Origin of the sequence: Bacteroides faecium, from assembly GCF_012113595.1 — a bacterium.
Classification (GTDB): Bacteria; Bacteroidota; Bacteroidia; order Bacteroidales; family Bacteroidaceae; genus Bacteroides; species Bacteroides faecium.
Genome location: NZ_CP050831.1, coordinates 2590421 through 2607187, shown reverse-complemented (window position 1 = coordinate 2607187; position 16767 = coordinate 2590421). Strand labels below are relative to the sequence as shown.

The 16767-nt window shown below is 47.4% G+C and carries 15 protein-coding genes; all 15 read right to left on the bottom strand.

Annotated features, from left to right (window positions below; genetic code table 11):
- Positions 1-52 precede the first annotated feature (52 nt).
- The 15 genes from BacF7301_RS09250 to BacF7301_RS09175 all read right to left on the bottom strand — a co-directional run bounded on the left by BacF7301_RS09250 (position 53) and on the right by BacF7301_RS09175 (position 16646).
- Positions 53-373, bottom strand: coding sequence for a hypothetical protein (locus BacF7301_RS09250; RefSeq protein ID WP_118424002.1), 321 nt, complete (start codon positions 371-373; stop codon positions 53-55).
- An 11-nt stretch (positions 374-384) separates the two neighbouring features.
- Positions 385-1101 (bottom strand): DUF6047 family protein, encoded by a 717-nt coding sequence (locus tag BacF7301_RS09245; protein WP_167962155.1) that lies wholly within the window; start codon positions 1099-1101, stop codon positions 385-387.
- On the bottom strand, positions 1102-1278 hold the full coding sequence (locus BacF7301_RS09240) for a hypothetical protein (protein ID WP_167962153.1): 177 nt from the start codon (positions 1276-1278) through the stop codon (positions 1102-1104).
- A 5-nt stretch (positions 1279-1283) separates the two neighbouring features.
- A complete protein-coding gene (locus tag BacF7301_RS09235) occupies positions 1284-2129 on the bottom strand; it encodes a DUF6047 family protein (protein WP_245208423.1) in 846 nt (281 codons plus the stop codon).
- A gap of 300 nt (positions 2130-2429) precedes the next feature.
- Entirely contained in the window at positions 2430-2636 is a 207-nt protein-coding gene (locus BacF7301_RS09230; protein ID WP_167962151.1) for a hypothetical protein, read from the bottom strand.
- Positions 2637-2748: 112 nt separating this feature from the next.
- Positions 2749-3378 carry an RteC domain-containing protein gene (locus BacF7301_RS09225; RefSeq protein ID WP_167962149.1) on the bottom strand — a complete coding sequence of 210 codons (630 nt, stop codon included), beginning with the start codon at positions 3376-3378 and terminating at the stop codon, positions 2749-2751.
- Positions 3379-3575: 197 nt separating this feature from the next.
- On the bottom strand, positions 3576-4874 hold the full coding sequence (locus tag BacF7301_RS09220) for a sigma-54-dependent transcriptional regulator (RefSeq protein ID WP_167962147.1): 1299 nt from the start codon (positions 4872-4874) through the stop codon (positions 3576-3578).
- A 7-nt stretch (positions 4875-4881) separates the two neighbouring features.
- Positions 4882-7257, bottom strand: coding sequence for an ATP-binding response regulator (locus BacF7301_RS09215; RefSeq protein ID WP_167962145.1), 2376 nt, complete (start codon positions 7255-7257; stop codon positions 4882-4884).
- A gap of 114 nt (positions 7258-7371) precedes the next feature.
- Entirely contained in the window at positions 7372-7950 is a 579-nt protein-coding gene (locus BacF7301_RS09210) for a hypothetical protein (protein WP_167962143.1), read from the bottom strand.
- A 238-nt stretch (positions 7951-8188) separates the two neighbouring features.
- The gene (locus BacF7301_RS09205) at positions 8189-8869 is read right to left on the bottom strand and encodes an endonuclease/exonuclease/phosphatase family protein (RefSeq protein ID WP_167962141.1); all 681 of its coding nucleotides are present in this window, start codon (positions 8867-8869) and stop codon (positions 8189-8191) included.
- A gap of 24 nt (positions 8870-8893) precedes the next feature.
- Positions 8894-9910, bottom strand: coding sequence for an MAC/perforin domain-containing protein (locus BacF7301_RS09200; RefSeq protein ID WP_167962139.1), 1017 nt, complete (start codon positions 9908-9910; stop codon positions 8894-8896).
- A gap of 15 nt (positions 9911-9925) precedes the next feature.
- Positions 9926-11047 carry a hypothetical protein gene (locus BacF7301_RS09195; RefSeq protein ID WP_167962137.1) on the bottom strand — a complete coding sequence of 374 codons (1122 nt, stop codon included), beginning with the start codon at positions 11045-11047 and terminating at the stop codon, positions 9926-9928.
- Positions 11048-11165: 118 nt separating this feature from the next.
- Positions 11166-13031, bottom strand: coding sequence for a fimbrillin family protein (locus BacF7301_RS09190; protein ID WP_167962135.1), 1866 nt, complete (start codon positions 13029-13031; stop codon positions 11166-11168).
- Between the two features lie 445 nt (positions 13032-13476).
- Positions 13477-14412 (bottom strand): hypothetical protein, encoded by a 936-nt coding sequence (locus BacF7301_RS09180; RefSeq protein WP_167962133.1) that lies wholly within the window; start codon positions 14410-14412, stop codon positions 13477-13479.
- An 83-nt stretch (positions 14413-14495) separates the two neighbouring features.
- Positions 14496-16646 (bottom strand): leucine-rich repeat protein, encoded by a 2151-nt coding sequence (locus BacF7301_RS09175; RefSeq protein ID WP_167962131.1) that lies wholly within the window; start codon positions 16644-16646, stop codon positions 14496-14498.
- Positions 16647-16767 lie beyond the last annotated feature (121 nt).

Sequence of the window (16767 nt, the reverse complement as noted above, 5' to 3'; positions counted from 1 at the left end):
GCGTGAGCCACCGAGTATAAGTCTCATCCCTCGAAAACGGATCTATTTCATTTCACAGACAATACACCACTTCCGACAACCGCTGGTATCTCTGCAACTCAATCCCATGTTCGTCCATCACTTTTTCCAGTTTTTTCAGATAATCCTCATTGTTTCCTTCCTGCAAAGGCGGTACAATCCCCATATCAGGCACATTGTAATACATCATGCCCATAGCGGGCATTTCCGTTTCTTTCAGTGCCTTTTCCACATCTTCCTGCATAAATTCCAGAAATCCCTCTTCGCCCGTACCTTTCGTACTGATATGCACCGGATTAAAATGCTTGTCCACTGTGATATACACACTGCCGCCGTTTGTATTTTCCTTTTCCATATATCAATGAATTAGATGTTTATACCTTGTCCTTTTCTCTTTGCCGGAGTCCGCACCTTCATTTCCACATTCTGAAACTGCACATTATCAGGTAGTCCAACCAGTGACGAAACAATCCGTTCCTGCTCCTTGGTCAACGGCGCACTCATCGGTTGCAGGTTTCTCAGCCGGTTAAAGTTTCTCAGTGTGGGTGCCATATCGCATCGCTTCGTGCAAATTCCGTATCGGAGTATAGCCGGTGAGGCAGTCTTGCAGTTCCCAATCTCTACCCGGTACTTCGCATCCAGCGGTGCCACCTCATGGAATCTCAATTCCTCCGGCTTTCGTATCTCGTCGAAAAAGTGTCTGGTCAAATCGTTCAGAAAATCTTCCAATGCTTTGTCCCCCTTGTCCGTTTTTCCCAACAGCAATACCTGCTGTCCGTATTCCACTGCCGTACAAGTAGGAAAAGCCGCCAGTCCGTTCCTTATCACGTCCCCGTCCATTCCAAAACGGTGTCCCAATCGCTTGTAATCTTCGTTTTCCATCAAAGCCGTATGCTCTGCCAGTGACGACAGTTGTACGATCCCCCTTTCTTCACAAAATGCTGCATCCCGCAACCTTACCACACCCGAAGGATGAATCCTTTCCTGTTCCAATACCGGACACAGCCGTTCCAGATAATCCATATTGTCCGTTCCGAATATGCCCGGAATCAGGCTTTTGTCCCTGAAATCGAAACGAAACATTCAGTGGTCGGGTACAAATTCCCTACCTGCCGTATGAAACTGTACATTATTGCTAATATACCGGGAGAACCCTTCTTCCCCCTGTCCCCGCATACTTAAGTACACAGGACGGTAAAAGGCGTCCAGCGTCATATACAGACTGCCGTTTTCCGCCACTTGCATTTTCTTCTCTTCCATAAATTCTATATGATTAGTTGTTTTTTTTCCTTCTTGTCGGGAGTAATGGAGGCTACATGTTTTGCCTGCCGCTGCCTGTTATCCTGCTTCTGTGCCGGAACATCCCGTTTGTGAGCCGTATCAGCGGATACACCTGTCTTCGGTTGTTCGGAATGTGGTTTGGGTGTCAGTTGAAGCGTCTCCGCCTTTTCACTCCGGTTCATCCGTGCCCCCGGCCTGAACTCCCCGTCCGTGATATGGAACTCCGATTGCAGAATATCCTTTGCCACCACCTTCGCTTCCTTCTGCAAGGCAGTATAACCGAAATCGTGTGACGACATCGGTACCGATTGCCGTGCCTTGATGCTGTCACCCAGCTTTTCCGCCAAATCCCTAAACTCATATTCATAACTGAACGGATGAAAATAGTCCGCCACCACATGACCGGCATATCCGTTTTCGGAGATATAGAGCAGTGAAGCCACATCGTAGTTCCGGGGTGAAATTCCCAGGTTGAAGTCTTTTGTCAACCGGTCAAAGTTGTTGTAATCCGGTCTTAAATCATATTTGTCCGTACAGACGGCACCTTCCAGTATTTCTTTTCCCACCAGTTTCTCAGGTGTGAAGCTGAACTCCGATTTATTCAGTTGCGTACCGGCACTGCGCAGGTCGCTTTTCGCCAACTTGTCGATGCAGTTGTCCACCAGTTCCGCCACTTGCCGGGAGGGTGCCTCTATTTCATACAGCTTCAAAGTTTCCGCCCCTTTGGTCATATTGAAAAATCCGTCCGCCAGATGTTGCAGGTAGCTATTACGCGCTTTCATACCCTTTTCACAGTCCGAGAAGAGCAGTACGCCTTCCTCCGTTGCCACGGCATACACCCGTTGCTTTTCGCCCGGCAGTTTTTTGTTGTTCCAGCCTTCCGCCTCGTTATGCCGGATAAACTCTTTATACTGCTTGTCTTTTTGTAGTGCCGCAGGCGATGTCCGGCGGCTGAACAGTTTCAGTCCCGTTTTTAGCGTATAGGCTGCATCCCGTAGCGGGATCTGCCTTCCCGTTACCGCCTTGTGTTTATGGATAGCCGGAACCAGCGTGTGGAAATACCAGTTCGCCAGCTCTCCCCGCCGGGAAGGTATTTTCCCTTTGTCCGCAAAATCTGCTTTCAGAATCGTTCATCCGGGCAGGTAACCCCGTTTGTCGAAATTCTTCACCATCTTTCCGATATACTCCTCATACGCTTCTGGTGTGGCATCACCTCTGCGCATATCCACAGGAGTCTTCTTTTCGTCCAGCGTAATAAACACGCTGCCCGGCCCTTCCGCTGCCTGTCCCGACAAACGGGCCATCCAGCGGGCTGTCCAATCTTTCAGTAGTCCCATAACTTTGATCTGTTTACAGAAGTTTTATAACTGCAAAGAAAACGCTTTGACCGTCAATCCGCAACACCGGAGTCATGCAAGTCGCTCACTGGCGGCTATTGGCGTGCAAACTTTACGCCAGCCGTTCGTCCAGCATCCTAATATAGCTTTTGCGAATTGAGTCGATGAAAGGAGTAGAAGCCGTACAGCGGTCAAACACCTTACCGCGTTTGGTGTATAAGGCATTTATTTTCAGATTAAAAGCATCCTCAAATACTCTGATAACATCTACAATGGTAAGTTTCTTCCCTTCCACACTGTCCACAACTCCGGCAGCCATCAATGCGGCAACCAGTTCTATCAGGTCATTATCCGTACCATTCCAGTGTAATGCGCTTCTCTGTTTGCCGCCGTGTGTCTGAACTTCCATTTTCATACTGGCATTATCTGCATGATGACGGAAATAATCTTTTACCATGTCTATCTCTGCATCCAATAAGGAAAGAGCCTTGCCGACAAACACATCATACAGTATATGCCGACCTTCCTTTAAATTGTTGTAGGATTGCTGTATAAAAGAAAGTTCTATCCTTGTGTAATTTAACCGTCGTAATTGTCGCATTCTATCCTCATCCTGTGGAAGTTCGGCAAGCAGGTTTACAAAATCTTCATAGGCGGCAGGTAACCGTTCCGATAGAAGTTCTGAATCTGCTATATAAGTAGTAAATATGTCGAATAGCGGTGTATCGGTCAGTGTCCTCATGATATTGAAATTTAAAGTTTAAAACTATTCCGGTCTTTGCCGTCAATTGTCATAACCATAAAGAACAAGTGATATGCCATTGAATAATGGTTGATTTAATACACTGAAAACAAGAATATTATAATCTTATCTCCAAAGTATGTGTCTGTATTTATTATCTATATTAAAACACTATGTGTCCACATTTCCGGACATATTCAGATTAAGCCGTATTTTTTCAGTTTTAAATAAAGTGTGCTTCGGGATATGCCCAGCAGCCGTGCGGCCGCTTTCCGGTCATTACCTGTAATTTCCAGCGCTTTCACAATCGCTTCCCATTCCGTTCGTTCCATATCCAACCTGTAATCATCCGACGGTTTTACATCCACCGGAAGGCTGATGTCTTTGAGAGTAATCCAATCTTCTCCGGCCAGAACACACGCACGTCTTACCACGCTTTTTAATTCGCGGATATTTCCCGGCCATGAATAAGCCTTGAATGCTTTCTTTACATCCCGGTCAAACCCTTTTATATCTTTTGACAGTTCCCCATTTGCATAAGAAAGGAAAAATCCGGCCAACGGGATAATATCCTCTTCACAATCCTTCAACAGCGGAACATAAAGCGGAAACTCGTTCAATCGGTGGAACAAGTCTTCCCTGAACCGGCCGTCGCTTATCGCCCGTTCCAAATCTTCATTGGTCGCTGCCAACAACCGTATGTCCGCCTGTATCTCTTCCTTTCCGCCTACGGGTCTGTAACGTTTCTCCTGCAAAGCGCGTAATAGTAACACCTGTGTTTCCATGCTCAAATTGCCTACCTCATCCAGAAATAGTGTCCCGTGATTGGCAGCAGCAAACATACCGGCCCTGTCCTCTGTCGCCCCCGTAAAGGTTCCCTTTTTATACCCGAACAGTTCCGATGCAGCCAATTCCCGTGGTAACGCGCCACAATCCACCGCTACAAAAGGAGCATCTGAACGTTTTCCGAGTGAATGTATCTGTCGTGCCACCCATTCTTTACCCGTACCCGATGCGCCGCGTATCATTATGGACAGGCCATCGGCGGGAGCCACCAAACGCACTATTTCCCGAAGTTTCACTGCCAACGGACTTTTGCAGACGTAGAAAGCCTGTTCCGGTCTTTCCCTTGTCTCCCTGCGGCCCAATAGTTCACGGATGATGCCTATCACTTTTTCTGTCTGTACGGGTTTAGGCAGATAATTGTCAGCCCCTTTCTTCACGGCTTCTACGGCACCGGGTATATCCCCGTATCCTGTCATGATAAGAAAAGGCATACTGTAACCATGTGTCTTCATCCATTCGAGCAGTTCCACACCACTACTATCACCAAGGCGAAAATCAGACAAGACCAAATCCACCTCATTATTACTTAAAAAATCTTTTGCGGTATCAACCGACAGCACGTAACGGGCATTCATGCCGTTTTTCACCAGCCAGTTGGCTGTAGTACGTGCATATATCCGGTCATCCTCTACTATCAATATGGCTTTCATCCGTTTTTCACTTTAATCCTTTTGCTTTTTTCACAGCTTGTTCCACCGCCTTAATCAGCTTTTTTATCCGTCCGTCCAATTCCCGGCTCCATTTCTCGGGAGAAAATGAAGCCAATTCTTCCAGTTCACGTAAGGAGACATTGATACGTATCATGCCCCATAGCGGAGCCGCTTTGTGTATGATGCGTCCCAACTGTTCATAATCTTCCGTTTCCAGCGCATCCCGCATTCCAGTGAGTTCCCTTTCTGTATCCTCAATGAACATATCCAGCAGTTCCCCCGTATTTTCCTCACCTACCATAATAGCTGTAAAATCAGTTCTGTCTATCTGTGAGGTAACCGATAATAATTCTTCCGGCGAGAAAGGCTTGTGCAGGCAACCCGCAAAGCCTGCGTCTTTGAAATACTTCGGCTTTTTATCCGCCTGTGCGGTTACAGCCAGTACGGGAAGCGTTCCTGTCTGTCCGAGGTTGCTGCCCCGAAGTAAGGCCAGCACTCCGTATCCGTCCATATCCGGCATCCGCATATCCGTCAGTACGATGTCATAACGGTTACGGCGTAACGCTTCCACCAATTCGCTAATATTCTGGCAGCAGTCACATTCCACTCCGTAACGTGCATACATTTTTCTGGTTACATCCAGTTGCATCCGGTCATCATCTATGGCCAGTACCCTCATTCCTGAAAGTGCGCCATATTCCGGGAGACTCTTTATCGAATCCGTTTTTCCGTCCGTTTCAGGCATAGGAAGACATACTTCAAAGGTACTGCCATGCCCCGGTGTGCTTTGCACGTGGATAGTTCCCTCCAGCAATGTTACCAACTTATGGGTTATCGCCAGTCCCAGTCCGAAGCCTTGTTCCGCATCCGGCGCTTCGCCCCGTTCAAAAGCGGTGAATATCTGTTCCTGCTTTTCTTTGTCGATACCTATACCCGTATCTCTAACGAAGAAGGATAACTTTCCATCCCGGTATTGTGCGCCAACATGTATATATCCGGTACGGGTAAACTTTACAGCATTCGAGAGCAGGTTGTTGAGTATTTGCACCAACCTCCCGCTATCTCCCTCGACAAGTACGTCCAGGTCCGTCACTTCCGTTGTCAAGGCCACCCCTTTTTTTTCCGCTATCGGCAGAAACGAGCGGGCAGTATCTTCAATCGTCCGTCCCGGATGAAAGATTTCCTTTTCCGGTTGTACCTTTTCCGCTTCAAGTCTGTAATAATACAGCAGGTTGTTCGCCAGTCCGATAACGTGGTGCGAAGCACGCAGGATATTCACTGCATATCCTTTGCTTCGTTCCACATTTTTTTCCTCTTGCAATAGTTCTGCATATTCCCTGATGGTACCGAGTGGTGCACGCAGGTCATGGCTTACCGTTAGTATAAGGTTCCGGCGTGCGGAAAGTAGTTCACGATTCCGGAGGTCGGATGCCTCCAGTCTTTTCCGGTATTCCAGTCTTTTACTGATGTCATGATATATAAAGATGTAAAATACCACTATCAGCAGAATAGCGGTAGCAGCTATGAATAGAATGATACGGAAAGATTGTTCCCTTAAACCGGTTATCTTCTGTGTATCTTTTTCTGTTTGCATGACTGCCATCTGTTCAAACTCGCAAATAAGTCTGCTTATCTGCGAGTTCAGTTCCGTATTACGCCATTGCAAGCTGTCTGAATAAGCTTCCAGCTTGTTCCAGTAATCCATATATTGTTCGTGCATCTCTTTTTGCAGGGAATATAGCTTTTCGGTTGTTTGCCGGAACACAGGTGGTTGTTCCTGTTTTTCTTGTTTTTCCCTTTGGCGTGCATAAGCAGATTTTTCGTCTTTCTTTTTGAATAGTCCGAGCAAACCTCTTCTTTTTTGCTTCTCTGTCCCGGATGTTTTCGGTTGTTTCAGTATCCATGTTTGTGAGGCGATAATGGGTATTTTCTGTTGCAACAGGCTGTCCGTCCGCGATAGTTCTGAAAGGGTATTCATTACTCCGAGTAGCAGCGTTTCCTTTTCCAATAACAGTGAAGATATTTTGTCTATTTGTGAACGCTGGAGGTCAGTGGAATAATATTGCTTCAATTCGTTCAAAGTATTGGTTGCCACTTTACGCTTCATCTGGTACTCGTCGAATTTATCATTGTCTCTTAACAGCAAAAAGTCGTCGGAGAAGGAGTAATCAAGTAGTTTTTCAAAAGTCCGATTAACGGTCTCTCTTTTCTGGTTAATAAGCAATTCACCACTGTTTAATGCTTCCATTTTCCGGTGTTCCAGCCATACCAGAAAGATGATAATACCGAATAAAGTGAGCAGTAATACATATCCGGCAATGATTTTCAACTGAAGTGCAAAAGAAGAATGCTTTGTTTGAGATTGTTTTGTTGCTTTCATCATAGTGTAATTCGGATTGTCTGAACATCCCCTATCAGTAAGTGTTTTTATTGATTTTTTGTATTATATCCTTTAGTTCTTCTAAATTGTGATATATTCCTGTCGTCACTTTTTCAATCATCCCTCTTCCTCATTCATATAATAAAATAGTGAACGGGCGAACCAGGGAAAGCGTTGGAACACCCAGTAGAAAAACCAGAAGAGATAACCGATAAAGAGCACTGCCGCCACATATGTAGTCCAACCATAGGGCAGGAAGTGTGCCAATAATGCAAGTAGAGTGATGATGAGCAGTCCTTTGTAGAGGCAGTTTATCCACGGCATAGATTTGGGCAGGCAATCGTAGTCGGAAGCTATGTCGTCAGGCGTTTGGTTCACAGCATCCCAGCAGCAACGATTCAGATTGTCGTATTCTTTGTAGAACAGCGGTGTGTACCAGCCGATGAGTGCCACCAAATGAACAGACTGGAGCACGGAAACCGCTTCACCCCATGCCGGGAACACCGCGTAGAGGGCGCACAGCATGGTCAGAGGCAGCAAACAGAGCAGGCAATTTTTCCGGTTACTAATGGCGGCATCGCATAATCCCAGCAGCATCCCGGCATGTGCCATGAAGAACAGCGTCAGACAAGCCGGGACCAAAGGCGACGCCCAGCTATCACCCACTCTGCCGTCAGCGGGTGATGCTGGCCACAACCCAGACAGGGCGGCAATACCAAGGAGAATGTAAACCACCGCCAGCACACGACGACTACGGAGGTAACTTTTACTACCGGCATGTTTCATATGCGGTACCACGCCGTAGTCGTTGTAAGGATAGAGAAAGAATGCCATGTAGCCGTAAATGAAGAACTGTACGGCGAAACAGATTTCTATCATCCTGTCTATGTCAATGGTTACTCCCATGTTGTTGGTTATTGTTTGTCAGAGTTCTTTATAATATCATACATTCAAAAGCCCGATGGTCTGAATAATAGCCAGGTGTATATCTTATATCCCCCACGTCTCCCTGAAAATAGACATAATCCAGCGTATTACCGCCTTGATGGGTTGCTACCTGAGGATTGTGAAAATTGTTTTCATCAAGAAAACGCTTTTCTATATAATTGAATGGCATATTAAAGTCTCCTGCTATGACATAGCGGTGTCCGGCAGGTATTCCATTCATCACAGACTTAAAGTGGGCAAAAGAAGCTTCTGCCGTTGGTGGATAACCCGAAGGAAGATGTACATTACCTATAAAAGTATTGCCTATTCTCACCCAAAGCATCGGTCTGTTACTGAGAGAAATATCTGATTCAGCCCCAAAAGCAGCGACAGATGACATCGCATATATAGCTAAACTGCACCGTTTGTTGCCCCCATGACTCCACTCGAAATAATAACACGTGTATAATGGCTCCCTTTTCCGCCGGTTGGAAACAGGCGGGTCCATAGTATGTACCCTCACTCCGTCCGTTCCCACACCCTGGAAGCGGAAGCTGGGCAAAGGTTCAGTCATTTCCTGCAAACACACCACGTCTATTCCACGCTTAAACATATCCATCAATAGGGTTCGTTTCACATCGTCGTCTAACAGACTTCCGCCCTGCATATTCCAAGTTGCAATTCTCATTGTCATTTCCTGTGTTACGGATTTTTAATACGGATAGAGCCGGGTAGTAATGGCGGAAGCATAGCGACCCAAATCGATATAAGGTTGCAGCTCCGGTATGGATTTGTCCGCCAAATTACCATTGATGAGACGCAGGCAGGTATTAAGCAAAGCGCCACCGTGATTTCCATCTTCACATGCCAACAACAACATCAACGACGGGTAGAGGGTGGTAAGTGCCGAAAGATTCCACCGCTTGGCGTCGTAGAGCGATGTCGTCCATCTGACGTAATCGCTCGATGCACCAGCCGCACCGCCTATCTGGTAGAGGGCGGTGTTTTCGAACTTGTGCGATGAACTATCTTTTTGTTCCGTCATCCAGCTTCCACCGTAAGCACCGCCTCCACCTATCTGCCGGAACGAGGTGTCGAAGGAAGCCGAGAAGTCCGTCTTTTCCTTTTCTGCCATCTCCAAGTCTGTCACCTCTGTTACGGTCTCCGAGTAGAGGATGCCACCTAGCGAGAAAACTTGTGGAATGTAATAGCCCCACTCGTTCAACAGTTCTATCAGTTCCAGACAGCGCATCCGGTCTTTCTCGTTCTTGTTCACGATGTTTTCCACCTCTTCGAGGAAGGCGGGAGCAACCCGCACACGGTCAAAGTTCGTCTTGAAGCCACACTTGTGGATTATGTATTGCGAAAGCAGGTATTCGCTCACTTTGGAGCTTGATTTGCTGTTCTCTTTCTCATGTTTGAACTCGCTGTCCATAGAAGCGAAGCGTGAGTGGAAGGAAATCGAAGCTGTATTGATATTCATTTTCTTCATCTCATGCGTCAGTTTGGAAAAGGAGTATTCCGTCCGTTGCATGGTGTTCACTACCGGTTGAAGAAAGGTGGGTAAATATCCATCTTGCCAAGTGTACAAATCATGGAAACCCCGTCCCCCACCATCGTTTTCGGAGAAGAGGAATCCACGGAAAATATTCACGTTCTGAAAGAGGAATGCTTTTTCCTCGTCGGTAAGTTCCAGATAGCCTACCGCATTATCATATCTGTCTATCATATCGTCTATTTTTTATTATCCATATATATTAATATCCAGTGAGTTCAATCCCCGAATAACTCTGTCAGCTTCGGCTTTGGACTTGAATACAAAGAAGTGTACTTTCACCACACCCAATGGCGTGGGGTCTATCTTAATGTCACGGAGTCCATTGCCGTAGTTCTGTGTCGAGTCAGCGCCCGGAGTTGCTGCGCCCGGTTCCACGCTGTCGCCAGGCACTACTACATTCTCTTCCTTCGGTGCAGAGGCTTTCAGTAGCAAGGAAGACGAGCACAGGGCCTTCTTTGCCGATGGCCGGGGCGGTTTGATATTGGAGGCATAGGTCACACCTTTACTATCAGTAAAGGACACCATATTGTGGGTGGTGAATGTGATTTCGCTATAACCGCCCTTCAATGTGGGAATTATCTCATCGATGTTGCTTACGCCGGTTATCTCGATGGTCTTCAGGGTGCCCTTTCCCTCCCAGGTACGGCGATTAGTTTGCCCCATACGTCCAAAATTATCACATATTTTATGATACATTCTACTCACGATGGGGGGCCCCGAAGTGGGAACGATGCTATAACGGTAACCTACTGCGCCCCAGGACTGGATGATAAATTCCACCGCCGTGCCATCTACGCATACACATACGTTTTCTATTCCTTGTCCGCGGCTGATGTTAGTGGGCACAACATCTCGCAGCATCAGTGGGGCGAAGGCCTGGATGCGCTTGTTTTGCTCTTTGGCGGTCACATCTTTTTCATTGAGCTTCACGGCTACAGTTATATAGCCATTCTTCCACGTTTCACAGACAAAACCTACCAAGTCGCTCTGGGGTTTGGAGGTATTGGTTAGTACCAGCTGGTGGTCGTTGCCCCAAACGGTAGACACTTTTACTTCGGACTCGTTGTTGATAGAGTTTACAATAATATCTTGTAAGGCAGTCTCTACATTTATGTTCCCCGCTTCATCGGTTGGGCGTGTACCCCTTGCGTCTTTCTTATAGATAAAACGGTAGGTACTGTTCGGACCTTCTTTGATAAACCCGGCATTTTCTAATAATTCTCTTACTGCTTCCAGAGTGGTGTCGGCTTGTACTTCGATGGTAGTGAAGTCATTATCTCCTGCTCCTTTATAACATGTTATCTTCATATAATTCAGTATAATGAGGTTGTTAATAATTTTAAACAAAAGCTCTACAAATCTAACCCTACGGTGTCTTTTTTCCAAAATACCATTGTCGGGTTCGTCTTAATATGGTTTAATCTCCTTATTCGCTCAGATATATCGCCTCGATCATAGCGCTTGTCCCTCCCGTCGGAATGTCAAGGTCGGTGCGCGCACCGTCGAACCAATAGCAGGGTTTATAATTATCGAAACCGGTATAATGCGTACCTCCGACATAGACCTTGCCGTTGATAACGCCGATGGATGTCCCTTGCGACCAGCTACCGTCAGGAGCGTTGAGGTCCGTGCAAATGCCGTCAATCCAATAACAGCCCTTGAAATTGTTGTTGCTCGGAATGGAATATCCCGAAACATATACTTTACCGCCTGCAACGGTCATTGACTGACCGACGGCTCCCAAAGTCGCCGACCCGGCAATAGCAAGTTCGGAACGTGTGCCGTCCGTCCAAACGCACGAGTATGTTTGGGAGTTCAGCTTGTACGTTCCCATGACGTAAACCTTGTTGTCCGAAACGGCGATTTTCATTGCTTCGCTAATCTGAAAGACCGCTCCATCGGGTAAGGGAAGTGATACGAAAGTATCGTCCAGCCAATATCCCGGAGTTCTCATGCCGCCGCTCCCGTTCATGTGATATCCGGCCACATATATTTTCCCGTCGTCCCGAACTGCGATTGATTTGGCAGCACTACTGTAAACCCCGTCGGGTAACGTAAGCGTTGTCAGAGCACCGTCCACCCAATAACACGGGATGTTTTTAGGACCACCGGAATATCTTCCCGCTATGTATATCGAGCCGTCCGAAACAAGAATCGATTCGGCATAGTGGTAGATATATTCTTGCTCCGATACTTCAAGTTTCGTGGCTGCTCCATCGACCCAATAACACGCTTTTGCATTGCCATCGTTCCCGTCGAAATAACCTCCGACCACATAGGTTTTGCCGCCGGAAACCGCCATAGCATTCGGAGTAGCACTCACTCCTCCTTCCGGAGGAGTGAGTGCCGTATATGCACCGTTTACCAGCGTATATGCAAACTGGTCATAAGTGTTGTTTATATACCACCCCGCCAAATATGTCGAATATGGGGGATCACCGCTGCCGCTACCTTCGTTCAGGGTCAGTTCGATAGGGTATTGCACACCACTTTCCAATTCCTTTCCTTGCGTACCTTTTACGATGTGCTCGGTCGTTTTACCATTTACGGTGATGGCGAGTTGCAATCCAATCCCCAAGTCTTGCGGAGGAATAACAGCATAGAATGTATTGCCTACTCTTTTAGGGGTTATATAACCAACGACGTGACCTGTATCTATTCCATCTCCATCAGGCCTCATAGTATAGCCAATATTGACCGCCTTGATAACGACTGATGCATCGGCAGCAGCTTTACCCTGTAATGTGATTTTAAGACAGGCCATCTTGTGCACAAAGTTAAGTTCTATTATACCGTCCTGTGGCTTTGCTGCATATTCTTTCATGGCGAACAACAGGTCGGACTCTTCGTAATTTCCAGATTGGCTTTGATCTGTTTGTACGGTGTAATTAACAGTTCCTTTCCTGTAAGGATAACAGGCTGTAAAGCGAAGCGGTTTTTCTTGGGATATCTCAGCGTAGTTGTCCCATGTCGTAGTACAACCTGACCAGGAACCGTTACTGTAAGTGAGACTTTGTAAAGGTTCGGCTGTGGTGTTTTCTTTCATCCATTTGACCGATAGTCCTATTACGTCACCATTCTCGAAAGATCCTTTCCCGGTATCGTCGTTAATAGTTGCCCTTGTGCCGGGCGCCCCGTCCTCCACCGTGAAATCTCCTACGGTGGCGGCGATTCGTATTTTGTCACTGTCGCCGCCGGGTATTGTTCCTTCCGCCGGGAGTTCCTCCTTGCTGCAGGCTGCCAAAGCGAGAACTATCGGCAAGGCCAGACTGATTATTCGAAATGTCTTCATATTCTTTTCTAATTTTATGTTCCTTATAATTTGTTCCGACAACCGGCGGTAAGCGCATTACAGCAGTCGTATATCCGTCAATTGGGTTGTACAACTGCCGGAAGTCAGCCGTGAGTGAAACGCTGGTGTCAACCTAACGGATTATCTTCCAGATCACCTTCGGTTTCAATAGGTTTACCCTTGACGATGGCTTGCGGGTAATACACATTCTTTGACTTGTTATGTTGCTTTTTCCAAAATGGCATAATTATAAGTTTGTTAAGGTGAATATTATCTGTTAAACTTTCCGGTTCTCAAAGTTGAACTTTGGTGATGTCAATGTTGAACTTCGACCGCCTCAAAGTTCAACTTCGAGGAAAGGGCCGGTAGCTATCAAATATCGGCGTAGCCCAACGTTGCTGATTCCTCCTCCATTAACCCAAACATGGGTGGCATTGGTGCGAGACTACTCCGCGAAACGTGGAGAAGGAGAAAATACAAGGTCACTATAAGTCATATTTTCCATCAGCACGCCCACGGCAATACCGGCATTGTAACCGGCAGTGTAGTTCTGTGCCTCGTCCACGTCATCGTCGAAGTGGAGGTAGCGGTCGGTAATGGGTGAAACAAACAGTACAGGATACCGATGCTTTCCTCCTGCGGCTTCTGCGGCAGACATCTTCACTATTCCGTGTGTGGTCTCTATCGAAGCGGCAACCAAGTCAGGATTTTCTTTCTTGAATGCTTCGTATGCGGCAGGGTCGGCTTTGGCATAAGCATCATAATGGACGATGTTTATTACACCGATTGATGTAAACTCCCTGGATGCGGCACAACATAGGGCATGGCGTGATGCACCTACATGTTTCGGGCACACGAGCAGTTTGTTGATGGATGGCGTACATTGTTGAATCAAACGATAAATCTGCCATTGCACGAATGACTCCGCCAGCGGTTGAGCTTCGAGGTTGCTGGGCGAGGTAGGGTCATACTGCTTTGCGTCGAGTTGGTAGAACATTTCACCCATCAGCACAGAACCGTTGAGAGATGTGTCCTCGGGCTGAACATCCGGGGTCGACTCTGCCGTGCTGACGCTTATGATAAGGTGTGGATTGTCTGTCCGGATGTATTCGGGCAGTACACGGAATTTCTCCTGCGAGTTCGAGCCGCTTGTACCGCTGTCCATCAAATCCTCGATACACCACACATTGAAGTAGTTGCCATTGATGAAATATTCCAGACGGGGCACACCGGGCTTTTTTCCATCCATGTTTTCTTTTTTCACCGGTGAAGGCAAGCCTTTGCTTTCGAGCCATTGCAGAGCGTCGATGAACGGTTCCACTTCGAATTTCTTGTTGACGAAGATGTCCACCATGTTGGGTAATACGATATTCTTGTTCATAATCATTTATATTTTTATTTTTTGTTTATTATTCGGACTGAGTCTCAATACACCGCCAAAATTCGACTTCGGGAATGGCGGGGTTATTCTTGTTCAAACGTAATGCTCTTCCAAGTCTGACTCACCCAAGTGCTCGCGTCTGTCACCGTGGGCGAACCTGCGCCGGACTGCTTCTTGTCGGCGTTCAGCATGATGGCACAATTACCGTACCGGAAGTCCGAAGATAACGGTATCCCAAAAGTTGATTCCCATATGGCCTCACCATCAACGTTAACTAACGCGCCTGCTGCAGTCAGTTTTAGATTGGTAAGGAGTGAGCAATCAGCCACAATGCTATAACCAAAGATTTCGGCATTGGGTAGCGAGAGGGTGGTTAATTCGGTGCAACCTCCAAACAAATAACTACCAATAGTAGTGGCAGGCAGTTCTATTTCTTCCAGCCCTATACAATCTTGAAAGGCTTGCTCGCCAATAGTCGCAAGGGCAGGTAGTTCTACTTTGGTCAATTTCTCGCATCTACTAAACGCTTGTTTGCCTACCGTTATCACTTTATCGAGATTTATGCTCTCCAAGCCCGTATTAAAGAATGCTCTTTCGTTGATTTCCGTCAGTTCAGGCATGTTTACGATTTCGAGTGCCGAACAGCCTGCGAATGAGAAGTACCCCGTATTAGTCAGGAAAGGGGCTTCGACAGAAACCAGTAATTGACAACTGGCAAACGAACCGATACCACCTGAGTTACCATCTGTAATTCCTTCGCTAATCGAAGTGGCTTTGGGAAGAGAGAGGGCAATCAACCCAGCACGCCGGAAGGCTCCTTCGTAAATGGTGGTAACTTCGGACATATCGACTTCTTCCAAAGCCGAACAGTCCGCGAAAGCGCTCTTACCGATGTGTGTGACATTCTCCAGATTAATCTTGGAGAGCGATGAGCAATAGTGGAAAGCATCAGCCCCTATGGCTTTCACCTCTTCGGGCAGGACTACCGTCTCCAAGGCGGTACAATATAAAAAGGCGGTTTCAGGCACTCCTACCACGGTTTTGGTGGAATTGCTATTTCCGTCTATGTTTACGGGCTCCCAACCCGTCACGCCGGAAAGGTCTAACTTTGTCACCGCGGTATTATAAAATGGATTCATTGCGGAGGAGCCCGACAACCCTAAATTGGCAATGGGGCCTGTCAACGTAAACTCGGTGATGCCCGCATCGAAAGCGGCTTTAATGGCGGCTTTCACTTCTTCGGCGGTCTTGCCGATCATGTTAATGTTACCGTCAGCAGGCGTATTTCCGCCTATCACTACATCGTCCGTAATCGTTCCGCCATTGCCCCAGCCGGAGATGTCGGAACCGGAGAGTTCCACCTCGGTCTGTCCCGTCTGCTGATTCTTTTTCAGCGTGAGGTTGAGGGTGAGCTGCTTACCGCTTTCGAGGCGGGTGGGATGGGCGGGATTGCTGCTGTTCAAGTTGTCAGGTACATTATAGCACCACATATCCTCGCCAACCATTATCCTGAGCCATTCCGCACCTGCTCTCAGGTCTTGGGGCGCCACTTTCCAGTCGGCATTGCCACTACTTGCGTTGGTAAGTTGTATCAAGCTCCCATGCCGGCCATAGTTGACCTCACCGGTCAACAGGTTAACCTCCACGTCGCCATACATCGTATAATCGCCATTCTTTCCCGCGGAATTTATCAAGGCAGTGGTCAAATCCGTGCCGGTCATGCCTTCTCCCGCGGTCAGGTTGATGATGAGCCGGTGCATCAGATGCTTGAATGTCAGTGTCACCGTCCCGCCTTTGCTTGCTGTGGCAGTGGCGTGGAGCAGGTCGTCTGTCTTGTTCCACTCTAAAGGTGTATGCATATATGCCGCAGGATTGGCAATGGCTTCCGTGATGCGCGGATAATGTGCGGAGAAGGTGACGGGGGATGTTTCACTCAGGTCTTCCCAATAGAGCGGGGAGCTGTTGTCAGCCTTGTAAGCGATGTTTTCGTTACTGTATGCCGGGGATGTGGCATCTCCCGTAAAAGTGTACATGCCCCATTCGTCAGCAGGGTCGAACGAGCCTTTGCCTTCGGCATCAAGCTGCGGTGCGCGTGTCTGCACTCCCTCTATTTGAGCAGTGAGGTGTACTGCGCCTTCGGGTAGCGTATTGTTCCGCATTTCGTCTTCATTGGTACATGCCGTCAGGGCCAGCGTAGCAAGCCCGAGGGCGGTGATAAGTTTCATTGCTTTCATATCTTTTTCGTTTTATTGGTCGTTTATAGATTTTAGAAATGGCTTAGGCATTTGACTGCAAATACAGGCCAACCATATCGTCTTTTGTTAATCTCCTTATGACATCCCCGTTTATTGTGGC

What these genes read in the sequence shown, in the direction of transcription:
- BacF7301_RS09250 (WP_118424002.1), bottom strand. Translation starts at nt 373, where the DNA reads ATGGAAAAGGAAAATACAAACGGCGGCAGTGTGTATATCACAGTGGAC.
- BacF7301_RS09245 (WP_167962155.1), bottom strand. Translation starts at nt 1,101, where the DNA reads ATGTTTCGTTTCGATTTCAGGGACAAAAGCCTGATTCCGGGCATATTC.
- BacF7301_RS09240 (WP_167962153.1), bottom strand. Translation starts at nt 1,278, where the DNA reads ATGGAAGAGAAGAAAATGCAAGTGGCGGAAAACGGCAGTCTGTATATG.
- BacF7301_RS09230 (WP_167962151.1), bottom strand. Translation starts at nt 2,636, where the DNA reads ATGGGACTACTGAAAGATTGGACAGCCCGCTGGATGGCCCGTTTGTCG.
- BacF7301_RS09225 (WP_167962149.1), bottom strand. Translation starts at nt 3,378, where the DNA reads ATGAGGACACTGACCGATACACCGCTATTCGACATATTTACTACTTAT.
- BacF7301_RS09220 (WP_167962147.1), bottom strand. Translation starts at nt 4,874, where the DNA reads ATGAAAGCCATATTGATAGTAGAGGATGACCGGATATATGCACGTACT.
- BacF7301_RS09215 (WP_167962145.1), bottom strand. Translation starts at nt 7,257, where the DNA reads ATGATGAAAGCAACAAAACAATCTCAAACAAAGCATTCTTCTTTTGCA.
- BacF7301_RS09205 (WP_167962141.1), bottom strand. Translation starts at nt 8,869, where the DNA reads ATGAGAATTGCAACTTGGAATATGCAGGGCGGAAGTCTGTTAGACGAC.
- BacF7301_RS09200 (WP_167962139.1), bottom strand. Translation starts at nt 9,910, where the DNA reads ATGATAGACAGATATGATAATGCGGTAGGCTATCTGGAACTTACCGAC.
- BacF7301_RS09195 (WP_167962137.1), bottom strand. Translation starts at nt 11,047, where the DNA reads ATGAAGATAACATGTTATAAAGGAGCAGGAGATAATGACTTCACTACC.
- BacF7301_RS09190 (WP_167962135.1), bottom strand. Translation starts at nt 13,031, where the DNA reads ATGAAGACATTTCGAATAATCAGTCTGGCCTTGCCGATAGTTCTCGCT.
- BacF7301_RS09180 (WP_167962133.1), bottom strand. Translation starts at nt 14,412, where the DNA reads ATGAACAAGAATATCGTATTACCCAACATGGTGGACATCTTCGTCAAC.
- BacF7301_RS09175 (WP_167962131.1), bottom strand. Translation starts at nt 16,646, where the DNA reads ATGAAAGCAATGAAACTTATCACCGCCCTCGGGCTTGCTACGCTGGCC.